Annotated in this window: 23 protein-coding genes; 9 read left to right on the forward strand and 14 right to left on the reverse strand. The window is 36.9% G+C overall.

The window, feature by feature from the left end:
- Positions 1 to 193: 193 nt before the first annotated feature.
- Both ABH942_RS13425 and ABH942_RS13430 read left to right on the forward strand, forming a co-directional pair.
- Entirely contained in the window at positions 194 to 3139 is a 2946-nt protein-coding gene (locus ABH942_RS13425; RefSeq protein ID WP_370032792.1) for a S8 family serine peptidase, read from the forward strand.
- A 193-nt stretch (positions 3140 to 3332) separates the two neighbouring features.
- The gene (locus ABH942_RS13430) at positions 3333 to 3953 is read left to right on the forward strand and encodes a hypothetical protein (protein WP_370032794.1); all 621 of its coding nucleotides are present in this window, start codon (positions 3333 to 3335) and stop codon (positions 3951 to 3953) included.
- 47 nt (positions 3954 to 4000) lie between these two features.
- Here ABH942_RS13430 and ABH942_RS13435 read toward each other — a convergent pair whose 3' ends face one another.
- From ABH942_RS13435 to ABH942_RS13455, 5 genes are all read right to left on the reverse strand, one after another.
- Positions 4001 to 4714, reverse strand: coding sequence for a 3'-5' exonuclease (locus ABH942_RS13435; protein WP_370032796.1), 714 nt, complete (start codon positions 4712 to 4714; stop codon positions 4001 to 4003).
- Positions 4698 to 5858, reverse strand: a complete 1161-nt coding sequence (locus ABH942_RS13440) for a serine hydrolase domain-containing protein (RefSeq protein WP_370032798.1) — start codon at positions 5856 to 5858, stop codon at positions 4698 to 4700. Before ABH942_RS13440 ends, ABH942_RS13435 begins: the two co-directional genes overlap by 17 nt.
- An 18-nt stretch (positions 5859 to 5876) precedes the next feature.
- A complete protein-coding gene (locus ABH942_RS13445) occupies positions 5877 to 6350 on the reverse strand; it encodes a methylated-DNA--[protein]-cysteine S-methyltransferase (protein WP_370032800.1) in 474 nt (157 codons plus the stop codon).
- 71 nt (positions 6351 to 6421) lie between these two features.
- Positions 6422 to 7105 (reverse strand): response regulator transcription factor, encoded by a 684-nt coding sequence (locus tag ABH942_RS13450; RefSeq protein ID WP_370032802.1) that lies wholly within the window; start codon positions 7103 to 7105, stop codon positions 6422 to 6424.
- 5 nt (positions 7106 to 7110) lie between these two features.
- The gene (locus ABH942_RS13455; protein ID WP_370032804.1) at positions 7111 to 8370 is read right to left on the reverse strand and encodes a sensor histidine kinase; all 1260 of its coding nucleotides are present in this window, start codon (positions 8368 to 8370) and stop codon (positions 7111 to 7113) included.
- Positions 8371 to 8553: 183 nt separating this feature from the next.
- Here ABH942_RS13455 and ABH942_RS13460 point away from each other — a divergent pair, with 183 nt between their 5' ends.
- Entirely contained in the window at positions 8554 to 8997 is a 444-nt protein-coding gene (locus tag ABH942_RS13460; RefSeq protein ID WP_370032806.1) for a DUF1573 domain-containing protein, read from the forward strand.
- A 48-nt stretch (positions 8998 to 9045) separates the two neighbouring features.
- On the opposite strand, the gene ABH942_RS13465 is transcribed toward ABH942_RS13460, so the two are convergent.
- The 8 genes from ABH942_RS13465 to hemA all read right to left on the reverse strand — a co-directional run bounded on the left by ABH942_RS13465 (position 9046) and on the right by hemA (position 15881).
- Entirely contained in the window at positions 9046 to 9438 is a 393-nt protein-coding gene (locus tag ABH942_RS13465) for a c-type cytochrome (RefSeq protein WP_370032808.1), read from the reverse strand.
- Positions 9439 to 9502: 64 nt separating this feature from the next.
- The gene (hemB, locus tag ABH942_RS13470; protein ID WP_370032810.1) at positions 9503 to 10495 is read right to left on the reverse strand and encodes a porphobilinogen synthase; all 993 of its coding nucleotides are present in this window, start codon (positions 10493 to 10495) and stop codon (positions 9503 to 9505) included.
- Positions 10496 to 10553: 58 nt separating this feature from the next.
- On the reverse strand, positions 10554 to 11456 hold the full coding sequence (gene hemF, locus ABH942_RS13475; protein WP_370032812.1) for an oxygen-dependent coproporphyrinogen oxidase: 903 nt from the start codon (positions 11454 to 11456) through the stop codon (positions 10554 to 10556).
- A 5-nt stretch (positions 11457 to 11461) separates the two neighbouring features.
- On the reverse strand, positions 11462 to 11836 hold the full coding sequence (locus tag ABH942_RS13480; protein WP_139999031.1) for a hypothetical protein: 375 nt from the start codon (positions 11834 to 11836) through the stop codon (positions 11462 to 11464).
- 90 nt (positions 11837 to 11926) lie between these two features.
- Entirely contained in the window at positions 11927 to 12949 is a 1023-nt protein-coding gene (gene hemE / locus ABH942_RS13485) for a uroporphyrinogen decarboxylase (RefSeq protein ID WP_370032814.1), read from the reverse strand.
- 74 nt (positions 12950 to 13023) lie between these two features.
- Positions 13024 to 13698 (reverse strand): uroporphyrinogen-III synthase, encoded by a 675-nt coding sequence (locus ABH942_RS13490; RefSeq protein WP_370032816.1) that lies wholly within the window; start codon positions 13696 to 13698, stop codon positions 13024 to 13026.
- 12 nt (positions 13699 to 13710) lie between these two features.
- The gene (hemC, locus tag ABH942_RS13495; protein ID WP_370032818.1) at positions 13711 to 14628 is read right to left on the reverse strand and encodes a hydroxymethylbilane synthase; all 918 of its coding nucleotides are present in this window, start codon (positions 14626 to 14628) and stop codon (positions 13711 to 13713) included.
- Complete coding sequence (hemA, locus tag ABH942_RS13500; protein WP_370032820.1) at positions 14625 to 15881, reverse strand: glutamyl-tRNA reductase; 1257 nt, start codon at positions 15879 to 15881, stop codon at positions 14625 to 14627. The genes hemC and hemA overlap by 4 nt, the downstream gene beginning before the upstream one ends.
- 261 nt (positions 15882 to 16142) lie before the next feature.
- On the opposite strand from hemA, the gene ABH942_RS13505 reads away from it, so the two are divergent.
- The 5 genes from ABH942_RS13505 to ABH942_RS13525 are packed head-to-tail and all read left to right on the forward strand — an operon-like array spanning position 16143 to position 20972.
- On the forward strand, positions 16143 to 17015 hold the full coding sequence (locus ABH942_RS13505) for a helix-turn-helix transcriptional regulator (RefSeq protein ID WP_370032822.1): 873 nt from the start codon (positions 16143 to 16145) through the stop codon (positions 17013 to 17015).
- A gap of 40 nt (positions 17016 to 17055) precedes the next feature.
- Complete coding sequence (gene hemH, locus ABH942_RS13510; protein ID WP_370032824.1) at positions 17056 to 18093, forward strand: ferrochelatase; 1038 nt, start codon at positions 17056 to 17058, stop codon at positions 18091 to 18093.
- Between the two features lie 25 nt (positions 18094 to 18118).
- Positions 18119 to 18676 carry a CopD family protein gene (locus ABH942_RS13515; protein ID WP_370032826.1) on the forward strand — a complete coding sequence of 186 codons (558 nt, stop codon included), beginning with the start codon at positions 18119 to 18121 and terminating at the stop codon, positions 18674 to 18676.
- Between the two features lie 56 nt (positions 18677 to 18732).
- Positions 18733 to 20148, forward strand: coding sequence for a PAS domain-containing sensor histidine kinase (locus ABH942_RS13520; RefSeq protein ID WP_370033077.1), 1416 nt, complete (start codon positions 18733 to 18735; stop codon positions 20146 to 20148).
- Positions 20149 to 20189: 41 nt separating this feature from the next.
- Positions 20190 to 20972 (forward strand): enoyl-CoA hydratase/isomerase family protein, encoded by a 783-nt coding sequence (locus tag ABH942_RS13525; RefSeq protein ID WP_370032827.1) that lies wholly within the window; start codon positions 20190 to 20192, stop codon positions 20970 to 20972.
- A 33-nt stretch (positions 20973 to 21005) separates the two neighbouring features.
- On the opposite strand, the gene ABH942_RS13530 is transcribed toward ABH942_RS13525, so the two are convergent.
- Entirely contained in the window at positions 21006 to 21203 is a 198-nt protein-coding gene (locus ABH942_RS13530; protein WP_370032829.1) for a helix-turn-helix domain-containing protein, read from the reverse strand.
- Positions 21204 to 21452: 249 nt separating this feature from the next.
- Between ABH942_RS13530 and ABH942_RS13535 the strand changes: the two genes are divergently transcribed.
- Entirely contained in the window at positions 21453 to 23003 is a 1551-nt protein-coding gene (locus tag ABH942_RS13535) for a hypothetical protein (RefSeq protein ID WP_370032831.1), read from the forward strand.
- Positions 23004 to 23026: the final 23 nt, after the last annotated feature.

The raw sequence follows: 23026 nt of genomic DNA on the forward strand, positions 1-23026 counted from the left end.
AAAAATAAAACCCTAGCTTCTTTTTAGCCGTATATCATTTATGATTATTTCACAAAACATTGACAATTATTATATTTTTATCTATATATGCCCGTTTATAATTTCATTTGAAATAAAATTTTCAAAACATTATTGAATAAAAGACAATTCCCTATATTTGGAAGAATTTTTCAAAAACACATAATTATATCCAGTGACAAAAAATTCCACTTCCGTTTTTAAGATACTTTCATTACTATTTCTGTTTTCAATTCCTTATGCCGGTTACAGTCAGAATAAAAAAGATATCGAGCAAATTACCAAAAACTACGATTTAAAAAAACTAAAAGAATTACAAGAAGTTTATCGGAAAAAAGCCGCTTCTGAAAAGCGGCAAGCCCTAAAAGCTGCCAAATTGAACAACTGGCCTGAGTTCATTAAAAATGAAAACGGCACTGTTGATGAATTAATAAAGCTTACTCCCGATGGATTCCCTCTATATTATTCCGTAAATAATAAAAATGCAGCCAAATCAACAAGAACCAACTTTTTAAATACAGGTGGTGCTTTAGGATTAAATCTGGATGGACAGGATATGGTTGCCCGTGTTTGGGATGGTGGAAAAGTAAGGGCATCCCATAGAGAGTTTGGCGGCAGAATTACTGTGAATGATGCCGTTGCAAGCTCATCAGGAAATAACTTTCACTCCACTCACGTTACAGGAACCATTGCAGCAGCAGGAATTGATCCTAATGCGAAAGGAATGGCACCAAGGGCTCAGGTAAGGACTTTTAACTGGACAGATGATGAGAGCGAAGCTTTAGCTGAAATCCAATCCGGAATGTTACTTTCCAATCACTCCTACGGCGTGCCAATTGTCAACAATGGGCAATTTGTTCCATCTTGGTACATTGGAGCTTATACTTCAGACGCAAGAGCATGGGATGAAATCGCTTACAATGCTCCTTACTACCTAATGGTGGCTTCAGCCGGAAATAATGGAGAAGATGAAAACCCAAATCCACTGGCAGCAGGTTTTGATAAATTGACTGGAAATAAAACAGCCAAAAACAATTTGGTTGTTGCCAATGCGCAAGATGCGTTTATTGCAACCAATGGAAACCTTACGGGCGTCTCTATTAATTCCGGAAGCAGCCAAGGACCTACTGATGACTTTAGAATAAAGCCTGATATTACAGGAAATGGCACGACCTTATATTCAACTTTTGAAACATCAGATTCTGCCTACGGAACACTTTCCGGAACATCTATGGCTTCTCCAAACGTAACGGGAACATTATTGCTTTTGCAGCAATATTATAAGATAAAAAATAAACGCTTTATGAAAGCGGCAACCTTAAAGGCGTTAGCCTGCCACACAGCAGATGATGCCGGAAATCCTGGACCAGATGCTGTTTTTGGATGGGGATTACTGAATGCTAAAAAAGCAGCTGAAACCATTACAGCCGATGGATTGGGAACATCCATTTCTGAAGAAATCCTCCAACAGGGACAGACTTTTACAATGACTGTAAATTCAAATGGTACAGAACCGCTACAGGCAACAATTGCATGGACAGATGTTCCGGGAACAATAAATAATGGCTCTCTAAATAATTCAACTCCTGCTTTGGTAAACGATCTGGATATCCGAATCACAAAAGGAACTTCCACTTATTTTCCGTGGAAATTGACCAATAATCCTAATGCCAATGCGGTAAATAATGGTGATAATAATGTAGACAATATTGAAAAAATAAATATTCCAGCTGCATCAGGAACTTATACTATAACTGTAACACACAAGGGAACTTTGGCTCTAGGCCCTCAAAATTTTTCTCTTATTGTTACCGGCGTAAATTCAACTTTTGCATTGGCATCACTTTCTGAAGACCAAACAGTGTGTAGCAATAGCGTTGCCATATATAACTTCCAACATACTACTACTACGGCAGAAAATACTAATTTTTCAATAATAGGTCTTCCTGCGGGAGCTTCCGGTAGTTTAAGCAATACCTCTTCATCAACAAATGAAGCCCTGTCAATGATGATTTCGAACCTGAATAATGTCCCTGCTGGTGATTATACTATTGGTCTTAGAGGAGCACGTGGAACCGATATAGAAACGAAATATGTAAATCTGAAAATCTATAACACGACTTTCCAAAACAGCACACTTTTAAGTCCTGTAAACAATAAAACAGGCGTGGCTCCTTCGTTGCGATTAGATTGGGCATCTTCCGTAAATGCAGAGTCCTATATTATTCAGGTAGCAACCGATACTGGTTTTGGAAATTTAATCGTAAATCAGGAAGTAACCGAAACGTCTTATTTTTTAAATAATCTTACACCAGAGTACAACTATTATTGGAGAGTTCTGCCAAAAAACAGATGCGCAACTGCCACCTCAAGCACCATATATAATTTCCAAACCGGAACTTTGAATTGTGGACAGGTTTTTTATGCGACAGATTTCTCTGATGCAACAATAGCCTCTACCGCAAATGCAGTAGGCTCTGTTCCTATTGTTGTCACAGGCGGTATGACCGTTGGAAACCTTACTGCAACAATAAACATTGCCCATACCTATATTGAAGACATGACTATTTATCTGGAAGGACCGGAAGCTATTGGTGCGCCTTTCATCAAATTATTTGAAGAACCTTGCGGAGACAACGATGATATTGTTGCCACACTGAGCGACGCAGGTAATCCATTTACATGCAGATCAACTACTCCTTCAATTTCTGGAACCGTACGCCCTTTAGAGCCTTTAAGCAATTTCAACAATCTTCCTGCTGACGGTGTGTGGACATTATATGCTATCGATAAATATAATGGCGACGGTGGCTTTATCAATGATTTCAACCTGAGTTTCTGTAATGTTACTCCTTCCAGCCTTAGCATTGCAGACAGCCAATTGGCGAACATTTCTGTCTATCCAAATCCATCGAAAGGAATCTTAAATGTAAACCTGCCTGCCAACTCTGGAAAGACTACTTTATATCTGAACGATATTCAGGGAAGAAGAATACTTACGAAAGAAACATCAAATACAAACGAAGTACTCAATATTGATAATTTTTCAGATGGAGTTTATATACTTACTATCGAAAACGGAGCCTTGAAAACAACAAAAAAGATTATTTTGAACCGATAATCAAATTTTATTTCAAAACATAAATCACTGATATTAATCCCGATAGCAAAAAACTATCGGGATTTTTCTTTTTTAGTTACTAATTCGGAAAAGTTTTGGCATGTAAATTGGATAGCTATAAATAACCTTGATTTTTTAAGGTTCGAAAAAGCTGAAAATCGAAAGAGTAGGCAAAATTTTAATTCTTTTGATCATGAAAAAAATTACTCTCTTAGTGGCTAGCATTTTATTCGTTGGAAACATAGCAAATGCGGAAACAACTCATTATTTGGGTGAAAAGAATTTCATTGCAAACTTTGATATGGATGAACCGATTGCCTTCGTAGAAAGAGGAATTACATTTTATGTTTTTCCTGACGGGCAATTTGATTTTAATACAGAGCCAACCGTTACTACTAATGATGCGATTTATTATAGAAACGGCAGAAGAAGCTCAAGTGCTAATGTAAATACAACCTATGGTGCTCCTGGCGTGCGAAACGGACAAGGCGTAAAAATTGAACATGACGGACAAGGCAGAATCAGAAGAATTGGAAACGTATTTGTAAACTACGATGCCTATAACAGAATTAAAAGAATTGGTACCGTTTATATGACTTATAACCGTTATGCCCTATCTCAGATAGGCGGACTGCAACTTATTTACAACCGTCGCGGTGAAATCGTTGACATGATGGGAAGTGTAAAAGATAATGATTATGCTGGAAATTACGGGAACACTTATTATTACGGAAGCGGCAGCCAATATGGAAATAACAATACTAATGACCAGTATTATTACAGAACAGATAAAACGCCTGAAAAGAATAAATAAAATGCTCTGAAAAAGAAAAAGCCTTGGAAATCCAAGGCTTTTTTTATTTATATGTGTATTATCTCATCTTCAATCAACAGATCTTCACGTCTAAAACGCAATAAAATCTGCGCTACAGCAATTACATCTTTTTCACAATAGGTAATGATTCTATCAATGTCTTTTTCAACATAATAGACATGACCAACATCGCTTCCGCTGATATCATCTTTAGGAGATGGAATGTTTAAAATTTTAGCCATTAATTTCAGGGAAGTATAATGTTTGAAATCGCCAAACTTCCATAATTCCATAGTATCAAGGTGAGGTATTTCCCAAGGTTTCTTTCCAAAAAGATTCAATTTACTCGGAATCTTTATCTGATTGATAATCATTCGTCTTGCAATAAAAGGAAAATCAAATTCTTTGGCATTGTGCCCGCATAAGATATGCTGCGGCTGGCTAAAATGATTATCCAAAAGATTACTAAAATCCCGGAGTATTTTCTTTTCGTCACCAAAAAAAGAGGTAACTCTGAAATGTCGGATATCGCCCTTGAAAGTAAAATATCCAACAGAAATGCATATTATTTTACCAAACTCGGCCCAGATTCCAGCACGGTCATAAAACTCTTCCGGTGTAAATTGCTCTTTTCTCTGGTACTGTGTTTTTAAATCAAATAATTCCTTCTTTTCTTCATCTAAGGCGTTAAATGTTTCTTCTTCCGGAACAGTCTCAATATCCAAAAAAAGGATGTGCTCCAGGTTAATCTTTTCTATCATGGCTTAGCATTTCGTATGTCTCGTCAATATATACATAAAAATCATTTCTATGGGAATTACCATCGGCTCTTTCATCTCTGTTGCGGCCTAATCGCACTATTATCAGGTCATCTTTCGGAATTACAATAACATATTGTCCTAAATGTCCCTGCATATAATAAATCTGCTTATCCATATAATCGCTTAACCACCAGCCATATCCATACATTGGCGCATCTGCAAATCTAGGCGTAACACACTTTTCTACAAAGGCAGAATCCAGAATCTGCTTGCCGTTCCATTTCCCTTGTTGTTTGTATAGTTTCCCGAAACGTGCAAAATCTCTGGCATTACTGGCAATACAGCAATAGGCTTTTTCGATTCCATCTGGACGGTCAATCTGCCAAAGCGCTTCGTGTTCTGCTCCCAAAGGTTTCCAAAAATGTTCCGAAACATAATCTGCAAGATGTTCGCCCGTTGCCTTTTCTATTACCATAGACAATAGCTGTGTGTTCCCGCTCAAATATTTGAATTCTTTACCCGGTTCACCAGTAACTTTCAGCCCGAGCATCAAATCGGTAAGATTATCGTCAAAATAGGCTCGGGTTGTAATTGAAAAAGGGCTATAATACGATTCGTCCCAATCCAGTCCTGATGACATTGATGACAAATCGCCTACAGTCATCTTATCACCGTATTTACCTGCAAATTCAGGGAAAAAATCGGTCACTTTTTGATCCAGGCTTTTGATTTTCCCTTGCATAATTGCTTTTCCTAAAGCAGCCGTGACAATACTTTTTGCCATAGAAAATGAATTGGACTTGCTGTCTTTATTGTAACCATCATAGTAGCTTTCATACCAAATACTATCGTTTTTGATAATTAAAAAAGCAACTGTCTCGAATTTTTTATTGGTTTCTTCGAGTACATCAGTTGGTTTAGCCTTGTTATACTCTTTGCTAACAGCCCAAGGTTGTCCTGCTCCTTTTTTAATTTCACGATTTGGAAATTCAGTATAATCTTCAAGAAAAGCAGTCTTCTCTCCATTCAGATATGTAATTCTAATGGCACGTAAGAGATAGTCCAAATTAAAAATATACAGCAACAGGATAATTGTTGCCAATACGATCGCAAACCACAAAAGGAATTTTTTCAGAAATCTCATACTATTTAGTTATTGGTTCTAGAATAAACTTTGCTGCTTTACAGGATTTTCATGATCCAAAAGCCATTTTTTTCTCCATAATCCTCCCGCATATCCTGTTAGTGAACCATCAGAACCAATAACGCGGTGACAGGGAACTACAATCCAAAGCGGATTTCTACCATTAGCAGAAGCTACGGCACGTATCGCCTTGACATCCCCTAATCGGATAGAGAATTCCTGATAAGACAATGTTTTTCCAAAAGGAATTTCGAGCAATCCATTCCATACTTTTTTCTGGAATTCTGTTCCCGAAGGGTTCATTTTGAAAGTAAAATCTTTTCTTTTCCCATCAAAATAATCTTGCAGTTGGATTACGGCATCTTGAAGTTCTGAAGGAATCGTTGCAGAAACAGGCTTTCCTTCGTCAAATGCCAAAATACTGGATATTCCGTTTTCATCACCGCTAATTTCAGCAATGCCCAATGGCGTATTGATGTAGGCTTGTAACATGGAGGATTATTTAAAATCTAAAGTTATGAAAAAAAACTTTTGGATTTAAAATAAGCTGTGAAAGCCGATTGTTATTCCATTACCAACTTGAAGCCTATTCTTGGAATGTTTTCAATCCTTACCGTATTTTCTTCTTTGAAAATTTTGCGAAGGCGCGAGATAAATACATCGAGGCTTCTGCCCATAAAGTAATCATCATCTCCCCACAAGGCTGTAAGGATTTTTTCGCGTTTTAGTATTTCATTCTTATTGTCTAAAAATAGCTTCAGCAGGGCAGATTCGCGTTCCGTCAGGTTGACTTTTTCAGCATCTCTTGTTAAGCAATAATCGTTTGGGAAAAACTGAAAGCGTCCTATTTCATAGCTCTTCTGAACAATGATTGGAGCTTTAGAACTTCTTTTCAGGAAAACTTCTATTTTGAGACTTAATTCTTCAAGACTAAAAGGCTTGACTAAAAAATCATCGGCTCCTAGTTTCAATCCTTTGATCCGATCTTCTTTTAACGATTTTGCAGAAAGAAAAAGTATAGGTATTTCAATATTGGAATTTCTGATTTCCTGGGCAATTTCAAAACCGTCTTTTTTAGGAAGCATGACATCCAGGATACATAGGTCGTAATTGCCTTTATGAAAATTCTTTACAGCTTCAGCTCCATCCGAAAAATGAGTGATATCATAAAACTGCTCTAAATAATCTATAGTCAGAAACGCCAATGTAGCATCGTCTTCTACATAAAAAATTTTGCTTTTTGCCATATATACTATTTCGGAATGCTGATTGTTACTGTTATCCCGTTATCCGGATTGTTTTTAACATTTATCTTCCATCGGTGCAAGGTGCAGATTTTCTTTACGTAGAACAGTCCTAATCCAAAGCCACCTACTTCGTTTCGTTTTGCACTTGAAATACGATAAAATTTATCAAAAATAGCATTTAATTCGGGAGTTTCAATACCAATCCCATTGTCCATAAATTCAAGTCGGACTTCTTTTTGAGTTTCTGTAATCGTAATACGTATTTTGGGAACGGAGTCGTTGTATTTTATAGCATTGTCCAAAATATTGTATACGACATTTGAAAAGTGAAATTCATCTGCAACGATTAGATATTCCGTCTTTCCACTTTGGATTTCAATCGAAATCTCCTTGCCATATTTAAGCAATATGGTCTCTTTAGCCAAGCCTATCACATCAAGTATATTAAATGTGGTTTTTTCTAATTCCAACATGTGTGAATCGCTTTTGGCAATATGCAGGATTTTTTCAATATGCTGGTTGAGCTTATTGCTTTGTTCGATTATAATCTGAACGTACTTGGAAAGCTTTGGGTTTTTGGTAATCTCTTCCTGGTTTTTGGCATAGTTAGACGCTATAAGAATTGAAGATATGGGCGTCTTGAATTCATGCGTCATGTTATTGATAAAATCGGTTTGGAGTTCTGTATATTTTTTCTGCTTGATCAGGAGCAATACCGAATAAACATATATTACAAGGACCAGAACAAGCACACCAGTATACACCCAATATTGTTGGAGTGAAGTAATATAATTGTATTTCAACTGTGGAAAACGAATGGCAAAATAATAAACAAGTCCTTCCTTTTTGGTAAAGCATTTTTCACATCGTGGTGCTTTCTTGTCTGATGAGGAAACATATTTTCCATACATCATTTCATCTGAACTGCAATCGTAGATGGCATATTCGTAATCGATATTCAGCTTTACTTTCTGAAATTCCGTCTTTAGATAATACTCCAGCACTGAAGCTTCAAAAACATCATCGACATTTACGATATAATAATCGTCTGTAATCTTTTTTATCTGACTGGTTATCGGGACTTCTGTCTTATTGTCTTTATGAATTTTAGCGACCACATCCTGCAAGGCAAAATGGATCTTCTCGCTAAATTCTTTTTTCTCAAACGCGTAGGCTTGTGACAGGGTCAGCAATTGCATAAACAAAACGCCTATGATTGCCAAAAGCCCAATGAAGATAATTATATTTAATTTGTTGAATTTCAATACATGAGGTATAAACAGAGCACGATATTACTATAAATTAGACTGCAAAACAACCCATTAACAAGTCATTAACAAGAGTTGCGAAATGCTTAACATCTTTCTTAAAAAAACTAAATACATTTGTATTGTTCATTTGAAACACCAATCACGAAAATCTAAATTAATTTAAAATTTATCTGATTTATGAAAACATTAAAATTATCATTTTTTGCTTTAGCTGGAGCTTTATTATTAAGTGCTTCTTCATTTGCTCAAACGGCTGCTGCTCCAAAAGTGCAAGCTGCTCCTGCAAAACAAGCTACAAAAGCAGCAGCTGGCGTAACTTGGACATCTGATGTTCACGATTTTGGAGATATCCAAAAAGGAAAACCAGCTTCTTTTGATTTTACTTTCAAAAACACTACAAAACAAACTGTTTTGATTACGAATGTAAAGGCTTCTTGTGGTTGTACAGCAACAAATTACACAAAAACTCCAATCAAACCAGGAGAAACTGCTAGCATTACTGCTACTTACAATGCAGCTACACCAGGTGCATTCTCAAAATCTGTTACAGTAACAACTAACGATACTGAAACTCCAAAGATTTTGACTATCAAAGGAAAAGTTATCGAGCCACAATCATAATTGTGACCGATTCTAAAATAAGAAAGCCATCTCAAGAGATGGCTTTTTTTATTTTTCGTTTTTCAAATGGCTATAAAAATAGGCTTCAACAGCTTTCAGCTCTTCATCAGAAAATGTCTTGGTGATGGCAAAGTTGGTCTTCATCACAGAATATTGCTTCGGGTCGACAATAGGCTCGCTCTTTTCTTTCAGGAATAATTTGATATCGCCATTCTTTTCCTTGTAGATTTTCGCAATTTCAACAATACTAGGCCCTATCACTTTCTGGTCCGGCTTATGGCAAGAATAACACATTCCTTTTCCATCAAAAATTTCACGTCCCAATTCCAACTGTTTTTCTTCAGCAGAAAGTGTTTTCTCCGGATAAAGCGATTCTTTTTTTGTTTCTTTTTGACAGGAAATAAAGAATAAGGCCGGAAGGATAAAAAATAGATTTTTCATGTTTAGTATAAAACCTTAAACCTCGCCAGGGTTTGAAACCCTGGCGAGGTTGGGTTGAATTTAATTATTTATTCAAAATGATTGCTGCTTCTTTAGCAAAATAAGTAGAAATAATATCTGCTCCTGCTCTTTTGATACAGTGTAATTGTTCAATCATGATTTTATCATGATCCAACCATCCTCTTTCTGCAGCGGCTTTTACCATAGCGTATTCGCCGGAAACCTGATATACTGAAACTGGAACGTTTACCGCATTTTTTACTTCTCTTACAATATCAAGATAAGCAATTCCTGGTTTGACCATAACAATATCAGCGCCTTCTTCCACATCATGCAAGGCTTCTTTGATGGCTTCAATCCGGTTTGCATAATCCATCTGATAGGTCTTTTTATCTTTTGGAACATCCATATTATCTACAGGCGCGCTGTCTAATGCTTCACGAAACGGTCCATAAAAAGAGGACGCATATTTGGCACTATAACTCATAATCCCAACATTATGGTGTCCGTTTTCTTCTAAGGCTTTACGTATGGCGAGCACACGTCCGTCCATCATATCGCTTGGCGCTACAAAATCAGCTCCGGCTTCTGCATGACTCAAACTCATCAGCGTCAAGGCATCGACAGTAGCATCATTGATTACCTGTCCTTTTTCGATAATCCCGTCATGTCCATAAATAGAATATGGATCAAGGGCCACATCCGGCATTACGATCATTCCCGGAACAGCATCTTTGATAGCGCGGATGGTTTCCTGCATCAGACCGTTTTTATTCCAGGCTTCTTTTCCTGTATTGTCCTTTAGCTTATCGTCTACTTTTACATAAATATTGACCGCCTTGATTCCCAAATCCCAAAGTTCTTTTACCTCTTTGACCGTCAAATCCAACGAACGACGGTAAATACCCGGCATAGATGGAATTTCAACTTTATAGTCTTTTCCTTCTGCAACAAACATTGGAAACATAAAATCGTTAGGAGACAGATGCGTTTCCCGAACCAGGCTTCGGATGGAATCATTGGTTCTTAAACGGCGATTTCTTTGTAGTGGAAACATAATTTTGAATTTTAGATTTTAGATTTCAGTCAAGACTTTCATCTAAAAAGGTATTTATTTAAATCCAGTCAATCGGATTCTGTAATATCTTGATTAATTTTTCTTCTTCGCTTCCGGCTTCCGGATGATGGTCATACACCCACTGTACGTGCGGCGGTAAGCTCATTAGTATACTTTCTATCCTTCCGTTGGTTTTTAATCCGAAAAGCGTGCCTTTATCATGAACCAGATTAAACTCTACATAGCGTCCTCTACGGATTTCCTGCCAGTTTCTGTTTTCTGGTGTGTATTCTAAATTTTTTCTTTTTTCAACAATCGGGACATACGCTTCCAAAAAGCTGTTGCCTACTTCTGTTACAAAATCATACCAGTTTTCCAGTGTAAAATCTTCTGAAGCCTTGCAATAGTCAAAAAACAATCCGCCTAAACCTCTGGCTTCGTTTCTGTGTGCATTCCAAAAATAAGCATCGCATTGCTTTTTAAATTTTGAATAAAAGTCCGGATTATGCTTGTCACAGGCAGACTTACAGGTGTGATGAAAATGTTTGGCATCTTCTTCAAACAAATAATAAGGCGTCAAATCCTGTCCACCGCCAAACCATTGGTCTACTATATTTCCCTCTTTGTCATACATTTCAAAATACCTCCAATTGGCATGAACCGTTGGAACCATCGGGTTTTTAGGATGGATAACCAGACTCAATCCGCAAGCGAAAAAATCAACATCGCCAACCTTAAAATAAGCCTGCATGGCTTGTGGCAATGAACCGTGAACCGCAGAAATATTAACACCACCTTTTTCAAAAACGGCTCCATTTTCAATTACACGGGTTCTTCCGCCTCCGCCTTCGGGACGTTCCCAAATGTCCTGTCTAAAGGTTGCTTGTCCGTCAACTCTTTCCAGCTCGGCAGTAATTTTATCCTGAAGATTTTGTATGTATGCGTAAAATTTGTTTTTCATTTTGGTTATGCTTTGGCTTTGGCAATTTTATTGAAAATATCAAAAGAAAATACTTTACTTTCTTTTTGGATGTATTCGTAAATAGCCACGGCTTTTTCTTTTAATTGTGTTCTTTCTTCTTCTTTACGGTCAGAAAGCAATACTATAAAATCTGCGAACTGTTCAGCATTGGCCCAATCAAAGTGAAATTTTTCCAGATGGGCAATCAATTCATCTGACGAAAAATCCAATAGGTTTCTCAAGGTCAGTTCTAAATAATTAAGATGTTTTTCCAATTCGTCCAAATTCCAGTTTTCCGGAATATAGGTAAGTGAAATCAGCTGTTTCAGGATATTGTTTATCCTTTCATTTTCTTCGTCACGCAATCCTTTGGTTAGCATCTTTTTTTATTTTTGATTTGAGATTTCCAGATTTAGGATTTTAGATTTAGGATTTCAGACTAAAATCTTAAATCAAAAATCCTAAATCAACTATCTATATTCTTTTACTGCATCTACAAATGCTTTGGCATGGTCCACAGGAATGTTTGGTAGAATTCCGTGTCCAAGATTGGCAATGAATTTATCTTTACCAAATTCGTTAATCATTTCCGTAACCATTTTTTTGATTGTCGGTATTGGCGAAAGCAGTCTTGACGGGTCAAAATTTCCTTGTAACGTAATTTCTCCACCTGACAGGTATCTGGCGTTTCTTGGCGAACATGTCCAATCTACTCCCAAAGCCGAAGCCTTACTTCTACCCATTTCATTCAAGGCAAACCAGCAGCCTTTTCCAAAAACAATAACGTGTGTTTCGGGAGCTAATGCCTCAACAATCTGATTGATATATTTCCATGAAAATTCCTGGTAGTCTGTTGGAGAAAGCATTCCGCCCCAGCTGTCAAAAACCTGTACCGCATTTACGCCGGCTTTTACTTTTTCTTTTAGGTAAGCAATTGTCGTATCGGTAATCTTTTGCAGTAATACGTGCGCCGCTTCAGGATGCGTAAAGCAGAATCCTTTGGCAGTATCAAAACTTTTTGAACCTTTTCCTTCTACGGCGTAGCAAAAAATAGTCCACGGAGAACCGGCAAACCCGATTAACGGAACCTCATCGTTCAGCATTTCTTTTGTCAGCTTGATGGCATCCATCACATAGCCTAATGTTTCATGAATATCCGGAACCACAACTTTTTCTACATCCTGAATGGTTCTGATTGGATTTGGCAGAAATGGTCCGACACTTTCTTTCATAAGAACTTCAATTCCCATAGCCTGTGGTACGACCAGAATGTCTGAAAACAAAATGGCTGCATCAGGAGCAATTCTTCTGATTGGCTGTACTGTAATTTCAGCTGCCAATTCAGGAGTCTGGCAACGCGTAAAGAAATCATATTTGTCACGCAGGGCGATGAATTCCGGCAAATATCTTCCGGCTTGACGCATCATCCAAACTGGCGGACGTTCTACAGTTTCTTTATTGAGTGCTCTTAAAAAAAGGTCGTTTTTTATCATTTTTTTTGGCTTTTGGCTTTAAGCCTCGAGGCTTTAAGCTATCATTTATGACTTAAATTTGCTTAGGGCGTTGCCTAGAGCTTTTTGCTATAATAATTTATTGCTTGGATAATCACACTTTCAACGGTCTGCTGTTTTGCAATTATTATTTTATCTGTTATTTGTTCTAAAGGCTCTGCTGTGGTGGTGCCAATACAAAAACAAATCTGGTTTTCTATCGTATTTTCCTTCAGGTAGCTTTGCACGCCTGACGGACTGAAAAAAAGTATTCCGTCTACTCTGCCATTTATCTTTTGCGGCGTGAGGATGGTTTCATATACTTCAATTTCTTTCAGGCTTATATTGGCTTTTTCTAAGGCTTCCGGTAATGTATCACGTCTCAGGCTTCCTGAAAAAAACACAAAACTTTCTTCTTGAAAATCTCTTACTATAATTTCTGCCAGTTCAGAAGCATATTCTTTTGAAGCAAGAACCTTGTAGCCGTTTTGTTCTAATACCGCTTTTGTTTTTGTACCTACACAGAAAATCTTTTTGCTTTTCAGGTTTTCGGATTTCTTGTTTTCCAAAAAACTCTTTACCGCATTCTGGCTGGTAAAAATCAGGTTTCCGACTTCATTTCCTAACTCAAATTTCTTCCCTGTTGCCTGAATAAAATTGGCTTCTAGTACTGAAAAACCAGCATTCAGCAAAAACTGCTTCTGGTTTGGCAGCAGTTTTTTTGTGGACAAAATTCGAATCGGTTCAGACATCTTATTTGAAATTTATTTCTTTAAATCTCTCTTAATAGCTTCCATTAATTCCTGTCCGCCATTGGCAAGAATTTCTGATGCGGCTTCCTGTCCGAAATTTTTATAATGAGTCACTTCAACTGTCTTTTCTATCTCGATTTTTTCTTTTCCATCAATCGAAAAAAGTACGCCTTCAAAACGGATTTTATCACCCAATACTTCTGCAAAAGCACCGATAGGTGCAGTACAGCCACCTTCGAGCGTTCTTAGAAACTGGCGCTCAATATGCGTACATATTTCACTTTCGAAATGGTTTAGTTTTGCCGTTGCTTCTTTGCAGAAATCATCACTTTCCATTGCAACAATTACCATCGCACCTTGTGCCGGAGCCGGAATCATCCAATCCAGGACAGTATGATTTTCCGGTAAAATTTCAATTCGTTCCAACCCTGCTTTGGCAAAAACGGCACCATTCCAATCATTATCTTTTAATTTCTGTAATCTTGTATTGACATTGCCACGCAAGTCAACAACTTGATGGTTCGGGTATCTATGTAGCCATTGTGCCTGACGGCGCAAGCTCCCTGTAGCTACCGTTCCGTTGGAATGCAGGAAATCCAGATTTCCTTTGTGCACTAAAATATCTTCGTGATTGGCTCTTTTTAAGACTGCGGTCTGTACAATACCTTTTGGAAGTGCTGTTGGGACATCTTTCATCGAATGCACCGCAATATCAACTTCGCTCTTAATCATGGCTATGTCCAATGTTTTTGTGAAGATTCCGGTAATTCCGAATTCGTAAAGCGGAATATCAAGAATGACATCGCCTGTAGATTTCACGGCAACAATTTCTGTTTGGTACCCTAAATCATTGAGTTTTTTTTCAACCGTGTGAGCCTGCCATAGCGCCAATTGGCTGTCGCGGGTTCCTATTCGGATTATTTTATTCATTTTCTGGAAGGTTCAATCTGAAAAACTTTCTCAATCCATTCAATACTTTCATCTACCATGGTATCACTGTCTTTCAAATGATTGGCAAAATGAGTCGTTATTTTCTGGATAATCCTCTTGCTGATAATTTCAGCCTGCTCTTCATCAAAATTACTGATTTTTTTTCGCTGAAAATTCAGTTCGGTATCTTTAATAGAGTTTAGTTTTTCTTTTAGGGCATGAATTGTAGGAGCAAATTTTCTGTCATTAACCCAGTCCGTAAATTCTTCCATCATTGTTTCAATAATAGATTCAGCCTGAGGAATGTGTTTTTTCCTGTTTTCTAACGTAACATCGGTTATTTTTGACAAATCATCCAAATGGACTACGGTTACGCCAGGAATATTCTTGACATTGTCATGAACATTTTTTGGAATTGACAAATCAAGGATTAAAAGCGGTTTGTTTAGCGCCAGGATTTCGTTATCGATAGTCGGGTTGCTTGCTCCTGTAGCTACAACCAGTACATCCGCCTTAGGAATTTCCAACGGCAATAAATCATAATCTTTTACAATCAGGTTGAATTTCCCAGCTATTTTTTCAGCTTTGTCCTTTGTACGGTTGATTAATGTGATATGGTCATTTTTGGTATGTTTTACCAAGTTTTCACACGTATTCCTTCCTATTTTTCCTGTTCCGAAAAGCAATATGTTTTTATTGCTGACATCAGGAACGTTATTCATTATATATTGTACCGAAGCAAAAGAAACAGAAGTAGCTCCTGAACTTAATTCGGTTTCATTTTTGATTTTTTTGCTGGCTTGAATAACCGAGTTTACCAATCGTTCCATAAAAGCGTTAGCAAGACCTTGCGATTTTGCTTCTGAAAAACTGGATTTTATCTGGCTGATGATTTCAAAGTCTCCCAAAATCTGGCTATCCAAACCGGTTCCAACTCTAAAAATATGGTGTATGGCTTCCTGGTTTTTATACACAAAGCCTACTTTTTGAAACTCATCTACAGTTCCCTGGCTGTTGTCACAAAGTAATTTAATCAGTTGAAATGGGTGTTCTGCAAAACCGTAGATTTCGGTCCTGTTGCAAGTTGAAGTAACTATCAAACTGCTAATGCCGTTTTCTTTTGCCTGTTGCAAAACTTCGGATTTAGCCTCATTCCCTAAACTGAATTTTCCTCTAATCTCTGCATCAGCTTTCTTGTAACTCAATCCAACTGCATAGAAGTAATGATGCTTTGACAAGTTATTTTTGTTCATAGTGTTACTTTAAAGTATAACGAAACAACCCTTCGAACGGATTTTATTTCGAACACCACAAAATTATAGCTATACGTTTTATAAAAGTAACGCTAAAAGTGCTATTTATATCGCTGTGAGATATTTTGATAATTTTGGCGATTATAAATTAGAAAAACTATAAATTTGCAGTGAAATCAGCATTTGACAGCTTTTTTGTTTAGAACCATTCTAAATAAAAATCTTTCCGATTTCAAATTTCTTACGATAAAAAATACCGCTATGAGTTCAGCCGAAGAAATCAAAATTGAAGATGATTTTATTATCATCCGGATTCAAAATGACAGTGATGAAACCTCGCACTTTGAGCGAGAAGTGAATGTTGACCTGATACAGTTTCATTTTGGTATCAAAGGCCGGGCGAAGTTTATTTTTAATCAGGGACGCTATGCATTAGATCTTAAAGAAGACCTTTCTTTATTTCTTTATAACCCGCAAAAAGAACTTCCCGTGCATTTGGAAATTGCACCACACTCCTGGGCTATTTCCGTATTGATTTCAATTAAAAAATTCCATGGTTTATTTTCTTCCGAAGCAGATTACATTCCTTTCTTAAGCGAAGAAAACAAAGACAAGAAATACTATAAAGACGAGCCTATCAGTCCGTCAATGTCAATTGTGCTCAACCAACTATTCAATTTCAATCTGCATCCGTCGATAAAAAACCTATACTTTAAAGGAAAAGCCTATGAACTGCTGAGTCTTTATTTCAACAGGAACGAAGACCCGAATGCAGAACAGTGTCCGTTTTTGGTTGACGAAGAAAACGTTCTCAAAATCAGAAAAGCCAAGGATATTGTCATAGCAAATATGGCTGAACCACCAGGATTGCAGGAACTTGCCGATCAGGTGGGAATCAACCTGAAAAAGCTAAAAATGGGCTTTAAGCAAATTTATGGCGACAGTGTCTACAGTTTTCTTTTTGACTACAAGATGGAATTTGCCCGAAAACTATTAGACAGCGGCTCTTATAATGTAAATGAAGTCGGTCTAAAAATAGGCTACAGTACAGCGAGCCACTTTATCGCCGCATTCAAGAAAAAATTCGGAACCACTCCAAAAAAATATTTAATGTCGATTGCAGTAGCTAACTAAATCGCAATCCGTAACCCTAATAAGGAATAAAAACAAACAAATGAAAGGCGTATTATTAGTAAACCTTGGCTCTCCAAAAAGTCCTGAACCCAAAGACGTAAAACCCTATCTCGATGAATTTTTAATGGATAAGTATGTTATCGATGTACCTTATTTATTAAGAGCTTTCTTAGTACGTGGTATTATTTTAAGAAAGCGTCCAGAAGAGTCAGCCCATGCTTATAAAAAAATCTGGTGGAAGGAAGGCTCTCCGCTAATGGTCTTGTCTGAAAGAATGCATAAAAAAGTACAGGCGAAAGCAACTATTCCGGTTGCCTTAGCTATGCGATATGGTGAAATGACAATAGAAAAAGGACTTCAGGAACTCCATGAAAAAGGCGTTACCGAAGTTTTGCTTTTTCCGTTATATCCGCAATATGCAATGGCTTCAACGCTGACTATTTTGGTATTGGCCGAAGAAATCAGAAAGAAGAAGTTTCCACATATGAAATTCACTGATGTTCCTGCTTTTTACAACAAACCGGACTACATCAAAAACCTGGCAGATTCAATCAAAAAGTCTTTGGATGGTTTTGGCGCTTACGACCAACTGGTCTTTTCGTATCACGGAATCCCGGAACGACATGTTAGGAAAACCGACAAGACCAGATCACATAAAAAATTTACAACTAATGTAATGTGCTGCCAACCTGGAACTCCTGCTGCCGAATTCTGTTACAGGACACATTGTTATGAAACCACAAGACTGGTCGTTGAACAGTTGAATCTTCCAAAAGACAAATATTGTGTGACTTTCCAATCGCGTTTAGCCGGTGACAAATGGCTTGAGCCTTATACCGATGTTGAAATCAACAATATGCCCGCCAAAGGAATCAAAAAAATTGCCGTGGTAACGCCTGCCTTTGTAACCGACTGTTTGGAAACTTTGGAAGAAATTGCTATGCGCGCCAACGAAGATTTTTTAGAAAATGGCGGAGAAGAATTTTTGGCTATCCCGTGTCTGAATGATGATGACAATTGGGTAGAAACCGTAAACAATTGGATTGAAGAGTGGGCTTCAGAAAAAGCAGCTGTCTGATAACTTTTTACATTTTTGACTATCGATGGAAAACTATTACGACTACCTAAAATCCCTGCACCTAATTTTTGTGATTACCTGGTTTGCAGGATTATTTTATATCGTTCGCTTGTTTGTTTACCAAATTGAAGCTTCGCAGAAAGAATCTCCAGAAAAAGAAATTCTGCAAAAACAGTATAAAATTATGACCTACCGCCTGTGGTATATCATCACCTGGCCATCGGCAGTTTTAGCCAGTATTTTTGCGTTCTGGATGTTGTTTTTTACACCACAAGGAAATTTTTGGCTGCAACAATCCTGGATGCATGTCAAACTTGGCTTCGTTTTTGCTTTGTATTTGTACCATTTGAAATGCCATCAGATATTTAAACAGCTGCAAAACGACGAGGTAAAACATACTTCCAATTTTATGCGTCTTTGGAATGAAGGTGCTACAATCATACTTTTTGCAGTAGTTTTTTTGGTAATTTTGAAAAATGCCGTCAATTGGATTTATGGAGTAGTCGGGATTTTCCTGTTTTCTATACTAATCATGCTTGGCTTTAAATTTTATAAAAGAATTCGGGAAAGAAACCAGTCTTAATGCTGAAACCTATCAAAATAAAACGCCTATCGCTTCGTGTCAGAATCTTCCTTTCGATGATTTTCCTGACCCTGATTTCGTCAATTTTGATGGCCTCGCTTTCCGTTTACCAATTCAAGACCGCTGCAAAAGAATATCATGAGGAACGTCTGGAACGTAGGGAAACAGCAGTCAAAGAACACATCAATTATATCCTAAACACGACAACCTATCCGCTGACTACGGAAAACCTGCCGCTTATTTTCAAAGATGAGATATACAAGCTGGCCGACATCCATAGTTTGGCGATAAACATTTACAGCCTGGACGGAAAACTTCTCAAATCATCTAAGGCCTCGTTTACAGTAGACACCATTCTGCCTCCAATTCCAAACTACATTTTGAAATTGGTACAGTCGTCTATGGACAAACGATATGTAGATGTCCAAAGTATTGACGGCAAAAAATTCCGATCTTCCTACACGCAAATCAAGGATACCAAATTCAAGCCTCTTGGAATTTTGAACCTCCCTTATATTCCGGATGACGGATTTTACGAAAGAGAGCTTCGGAATTTCCTTATCAGTCTGGGACAGGTGTATTCCATCATGTTGATTGTGGCTTTTATCCTGGCGTATTTCCTATCGAGTTATATTACTAAGTTTTTAAAGTCGATTACGGATAAGATTACAGAAACCCGATTCAATCAGAAAAACGAAAAGATTGAACTTGAAGAAAGCAGTAAGGAAATTGCCCTGCTGGTTCATGCCTACAACTCCATGGTAGAAGAACTTGATGAAAGTGCCACTAAATTAGCACAAAGCGAAAGAGAACAGGCATGGCGTGAAATGGCAAAACAGGTTGCCCATGAAATCAAAAATCCTTTGACGCCTATGCGCCTGACCGTGCAAAGTTTCCAAAGAAAATTTGATCCAAATGACCCGGAAGTAAAACAGAAAATGTCGGATTATTCCAATACGCTCATTCAGCAAATCGACACGATGAGTTCCGTAGCTTCGGCATTCTCAAATTTTGCCTCTATGCCTGCACAACAAAACGAAACGTTGAATGTGGTTGATGTCGTACAGCTTACTCTGGATATTTTCAATGAAGATTATATTGAATTCCGTAGCGATGAAAAGGAAGTCATTACCATTATGGATCGTACTCAGCTTATCCGTATCGTAACAAACCTGGTTAAAAATGCCATTCAGGCTATTCCGGAACATCAGGCAAAAAAATCAATCATTGTTTCTGTCAAAAAAGAAGGAGAACAAGTTTTAATTAGCGTACAGGATAACGGAACCGGAATAGAAACAGATAACCTCAACCGGATTTTTGAACCTAAGTTTACTACAAAAAACAGCGGCATGGGATTGGGACTGGGAATCATCAAAAATATTATTGAAAATTATAACGGAACTATTACTTTTGAAACTGCATCCGGAAAGGGAACCATTTTTAATGTCTTCCTTCCGATAATCAAAATGTAATTTCAACAAAGACAAAACAAACAACCATAAATTTATAGATCATGAATTACGAAAATATTCTGGCAGCTTCTGAAAATGGTATTGCTACGATAACCATTAACAGACCGACAAAATTAAATGCTTTAAACAAGGCTACTATTGAAGAACTTCATTCAGCATTTGACGCATTCGACAAAGACCATTCTATTCGCGTAATCCTATTAACAGGAAGCGGTGACAAGGCTTTCGTAGCCGGTGCTGACATTTCTGAATTTGCTAATTTTTCAGTTACAGAAGGTGCTGAACTGGCTGCAAAAGGGCAAGCTACTTTATTTGATTTTGTAGAAAATTTAAAAACTCCTGTTATTGCAGCGATAAACGGATTTGCTCTTGGCGGTGGATTGGAACTTGCTATGGCATGTCACTTCAGGATTGCATCTGATAATGCTAAGATGGGACTTCCGGAAGTTTCTTTAGGTGTGATTCCAGGCTATGGTGGTACTCAAAGATTACCTCAATTGGTAGGAAAAGGAAAAGCTATGGAATTAATCATGACTGCCGGAATGTTAACAGCTGAAGAAGCTAAAACATCCGGATTGGTAAACCATGTTGTTCCGCAATCCGAATTACTGGAATTGGCAAATACCATCGCACAGAAAATCATGAAAAATTCACCGGTGGCTATCGGAAAAGCAATTGAATCTATCAATGCTAACTTTAAAGACGGAGTAGATGGCTACGCTGTAGAAATCAAAAACTTTGGTGATGCTTTTGGAACAGACGATTTTAAAGAAGGCACAGGTGCTTTCTTAGAAAAAAGGAAACCTTCTTTTACAGGAAAATAAAAATAAAAAAGCCAGAATTTAATTCTGGCTTTTTTATTTTAATAATTCTTCTGGCGGAATTCCAAATAAAGCTGCCAGCTTTAATAGTAACTCTAGAGTTAAATTGTTTTTCCCCGATTCAACTCTGGAATAAAAACTCTGAGAAATTTTTAATTCATTGGCTACAAATTCTTGCGAAAAACCATTTTTGAATCTTTCGAGCCTGATTCTATTTAATACTTTCTCTATCATTCTTTGTTTCTGCTTATAAATTTATCTGTATCGTTGTATAAATCAATATTATACAAAATAACAACATCAACAAAAGAAATATTTGTATAATTTCCTATTCGCATAAGTTCTAATTTAGAACCTGCAAAAAAACTTTCAGGACGAAATAAACTTTATGTTTGTTAGATATCAACCATTTAGAATTATTTCATGAAAAATTTGTTGTCGCCGAAATTAACATCATTCGATACAAAGGCTTTGGTGCCAAAGATGAAAAGAGAGTCAAAAAAGTTAGCTTTTGTATTTTCTATACTTGCTTTAAGTTCCTGCAGTACAGAGGAAGATTTTACAGAAAATAAAACCGTCCAAGAGCTTAATAAAATTTCCAAAAAAGATGAGAAAAGCATTTTGAAAGAGGAATTTGCGCTTAGCTTAATGAAGAGTATAAAGGAAAGTCCAGCTTTAAGAAGTTTAATAAAGAACGAAGCCCTTAAAATGTTCAATAAAGATTATGAGGTTTTAGTTTATACTATTAAAGATTATACGTTAGAAAACGGCATGACATTGGAGGAAACAATAAATCAAAATGCGGATAGTAATTTCCAATTGTCAAATTTATTACGAGTTGAACCTACATTAACCTTATTAGTTCCTGAACTCCCTTTGGAGTCATTTTCTGCAAAAAAATGGAATACTCTATCAGAAATTCCAGCTGTTGCTATAAGAACAAACTATACTAATGAAGTACCATTAATCACTCCTGATCTAGATTTAGAAATGATACCAAGTGACGTTATACCCGGATTCCCAGTTATAGTAGTCAAAAACAATGAAAGAGTAGTTTCTAATTTAGAAAATCCAAACATAAGAGATTTAAAAACTAAAACTGTTTTTGAAAAAGATGGAATCATAATAAAGTTTTGGGCTAACTCTTTTGACAATGAAGATAAAAGAAATGTTTCGGCAAGGTTAGTAAAAAATTTAAATCCCTCCTTAGTAAGCGCTTATACTATTTATGACCAGCAAAATCCAAATTTAAATGGTTGGCAAAGAGATTTTATTTATTATAAAATTCAACCATCATCTCCGAATGGCCCATTTATTTATGATTTTAAAGAACACCTCAGAAGTTTTAGTATGACGGGAGATCCTATAAACGCATATAATAAAATTTCCGATCAGACTGGTGATCCAACCTACAGAAATAACCACAGAATAAATTCAAGCCATTGGACCGGTGGTTTTTATGAATTCAAAGTTAGAACTATAATAAATGCTAAAAATGGTGTTGGTAACGAATTAATTAATGGTTTTACTGTTTCACCTGACCAATTGTTTTTTCTTGAATACGATACCTACACTAGAGGAACTCTGTTTTGGGAAAAAACTTACTACAGACTAAAAAATATTTCCAATCAAACTATTTTGGCTGACATTCCTTTAATCAACTGGGATTTAGACGAATATGCTTCATCGATAAAGATTGAAATCGAAGAAGTAGATTTAACTACTACCTCTGTAATAACAGATACTAGAACCGTAAAATTTGCAACTAATTTTGGTATTGATGCCGCTTTTGGCGTAAAAACAAAAATAGGTTTAAAGTTTGGTATGAGCTTAGAAACAACGCAAACTCATACTGTCCAAAAAACATTCACTCAAGGAAATGATTTTCTTGGTGAGGCAATTGTAAATTTTGCCGACAAAATTATTATAGGGCAAGCAAATTTACCCTTAATGGGGAATATATGGTTAACCCGTGACTATACTACAGGTTTAGGATATTGTAAATTCAGTATTGAGCCAAAAAAAGTACAATAACCCAACTATGGCAAAGCATAAAG

It is taken from the genome of Flavobacterium sp. 28YEA47A, from assembly GCF_041262125.1.
In the GTDB taxonomy this organism is placed as follows: Bacteria; Bacteroidota; Bacteroidia; order Flavobacteriales; family Flavobacteriaceae; genus Flavobacterium.

Bases quoted from the DNA above. Each gene is read 5' to 3' on its own strand.
- ABH942_RS13430 (WP_370032794.1), top strand. From the start codon at position 3,333: ATGAAAAAAATTACTCTCTTAGTGGCTAGCATTTTATTCGTTGGAAAC.
- ABH942_RS13435 (WP_370032796.1), bottom strand. From the start codon at position 4,714: ATGATAGAAAAGATTAACCTGGAGCACATCCTTTTTTTGGATATTGAG.
- ABH942_RS13440 (WP_370032798.1), bottom strand. From the start codon at position 5,858: ATGAGATTTCTGAAAAAATTCCTTTTGTGGTTTGCGATCGTATTGGCA.
- ABH942_RS13445 (WP_370032800.1), bottom strand. From the start codon at position 6,350: ATGTTACAAGCCTACATCAATACGCCATTGGGCATTGCTGAAATTAGC.
- ABH942_RS13450 (WP_370032802.1), bottom strand. From the start codon at position 7,105: ATGGCAAAAAGCAAAATTTTTTATGTAGAAGACGATGCTACATTGGCG.
- ABH942_RS13460 (WP_370032806.1), top strand. From the start codon at position 8,554: ATGAAAACATTAAAATTATCATTTTTTGCTTTAGCTGGAGCTTTATTA.
- ABH942_RS13465 (WP_370032808.1), bottom strand. From the start codon at position 9,438: ATGAAAAATCTATTTTTTATCCTTCCGGCCTTATTCTTTATTTCCTGT.
- hemB (WP_370032810.1), bottom strand. From the start codon at position 10,495: ATGTTTCCACTACAAAGAAATCGCCGTTTAAGAACCAATGATTCCATC.
- hemF (WP_370032812.1), bottom strand. From the start codon at position 11,456: ATGAAAAACAAATTTTACGCATACATACAAAATCTTCAGGATAAAATT.
- ABH942_RS13480 (WP_139999031.1), bottom strand. From the start codon at position 11,836: ATGCTAACCAAAGGATTGCGTGACGAAGAAAATGAAAGGATAAACAAT.
- hemE (WP_370032814.1), bottom strand. From the start codon at position 12,949: ATGATAAAAAACGACCTTTTTTTAAGAGCACTCAATAAAGAAACTGTA.
- ABH942_RS13490 (WP_370032816.1), bottom strand. From the start codon at position 13,698: ATGTCTGAACCGATTCGAATTTTGTCCACAAAAAAACTGCTGCCAAAC.
- hemC (WP_370032818.1), bottom strand. From the start codon at position 14,628: ATGAATAAAATAATCCGAATAGGAACCCGCGACAGCCAATTGGCGCTA.
- hemA (WP_370032820.1), bottom strand. From the start codon at position 15,881: ATGAACAAAAATAACTTGTCAAAGCATCATTACTTCTATGCAGTTGGA.
- ABH942_RS13505 (WP_370032822.1), top strand. From the start codon at position 16,143: ATGAGTTCAGCCGAAGAAATCAAAATTGAAGATGATTTTATTATCATC.
- hemH (WP_370032824.1), top strand. From the start codon at position 17,056: ATGAAAGGCGTATTATTAGTAAACCTTGGCTCTCCAAAAAGTCCTGAA.
- ABH942_RS13515 (WP_370032826.1), top strand. From the start codon at position 18,119: ATGGAAAACTATTACGACTACCTAAAATCCCTGCACCTAATTTTTGTG.
- ABH942_RS13520 (WP_370033077.1), top strand. From the start codon at position 18,733: ATGATTTTCCTGACCCTGATTTCGTCAATTTTGATGGCCTCGCTTTCC.
- ABH942_RS13525 (WP_370032827.1), top strand. From the start codon at position 20,190: ATGAATTACGAAAATATTCTGGCAGCTTCTGAAAATGGTATTGCTACG.
- ABH942_RS13530 (WP_370032829.1), bottom strand. From the start codon at position 21,203: ATGATAGAGAAAGTATTAAATAGAATCAGGCTCGAAAGATTCAAAAAT.
- ABH942_RS13535 (WP_370032831.1), top strand. From the start codon at position 21,453: ATGAAAAGAGAGTCAAAAAAGTTAGCTTTTGTATTTTCTATACTTGCT.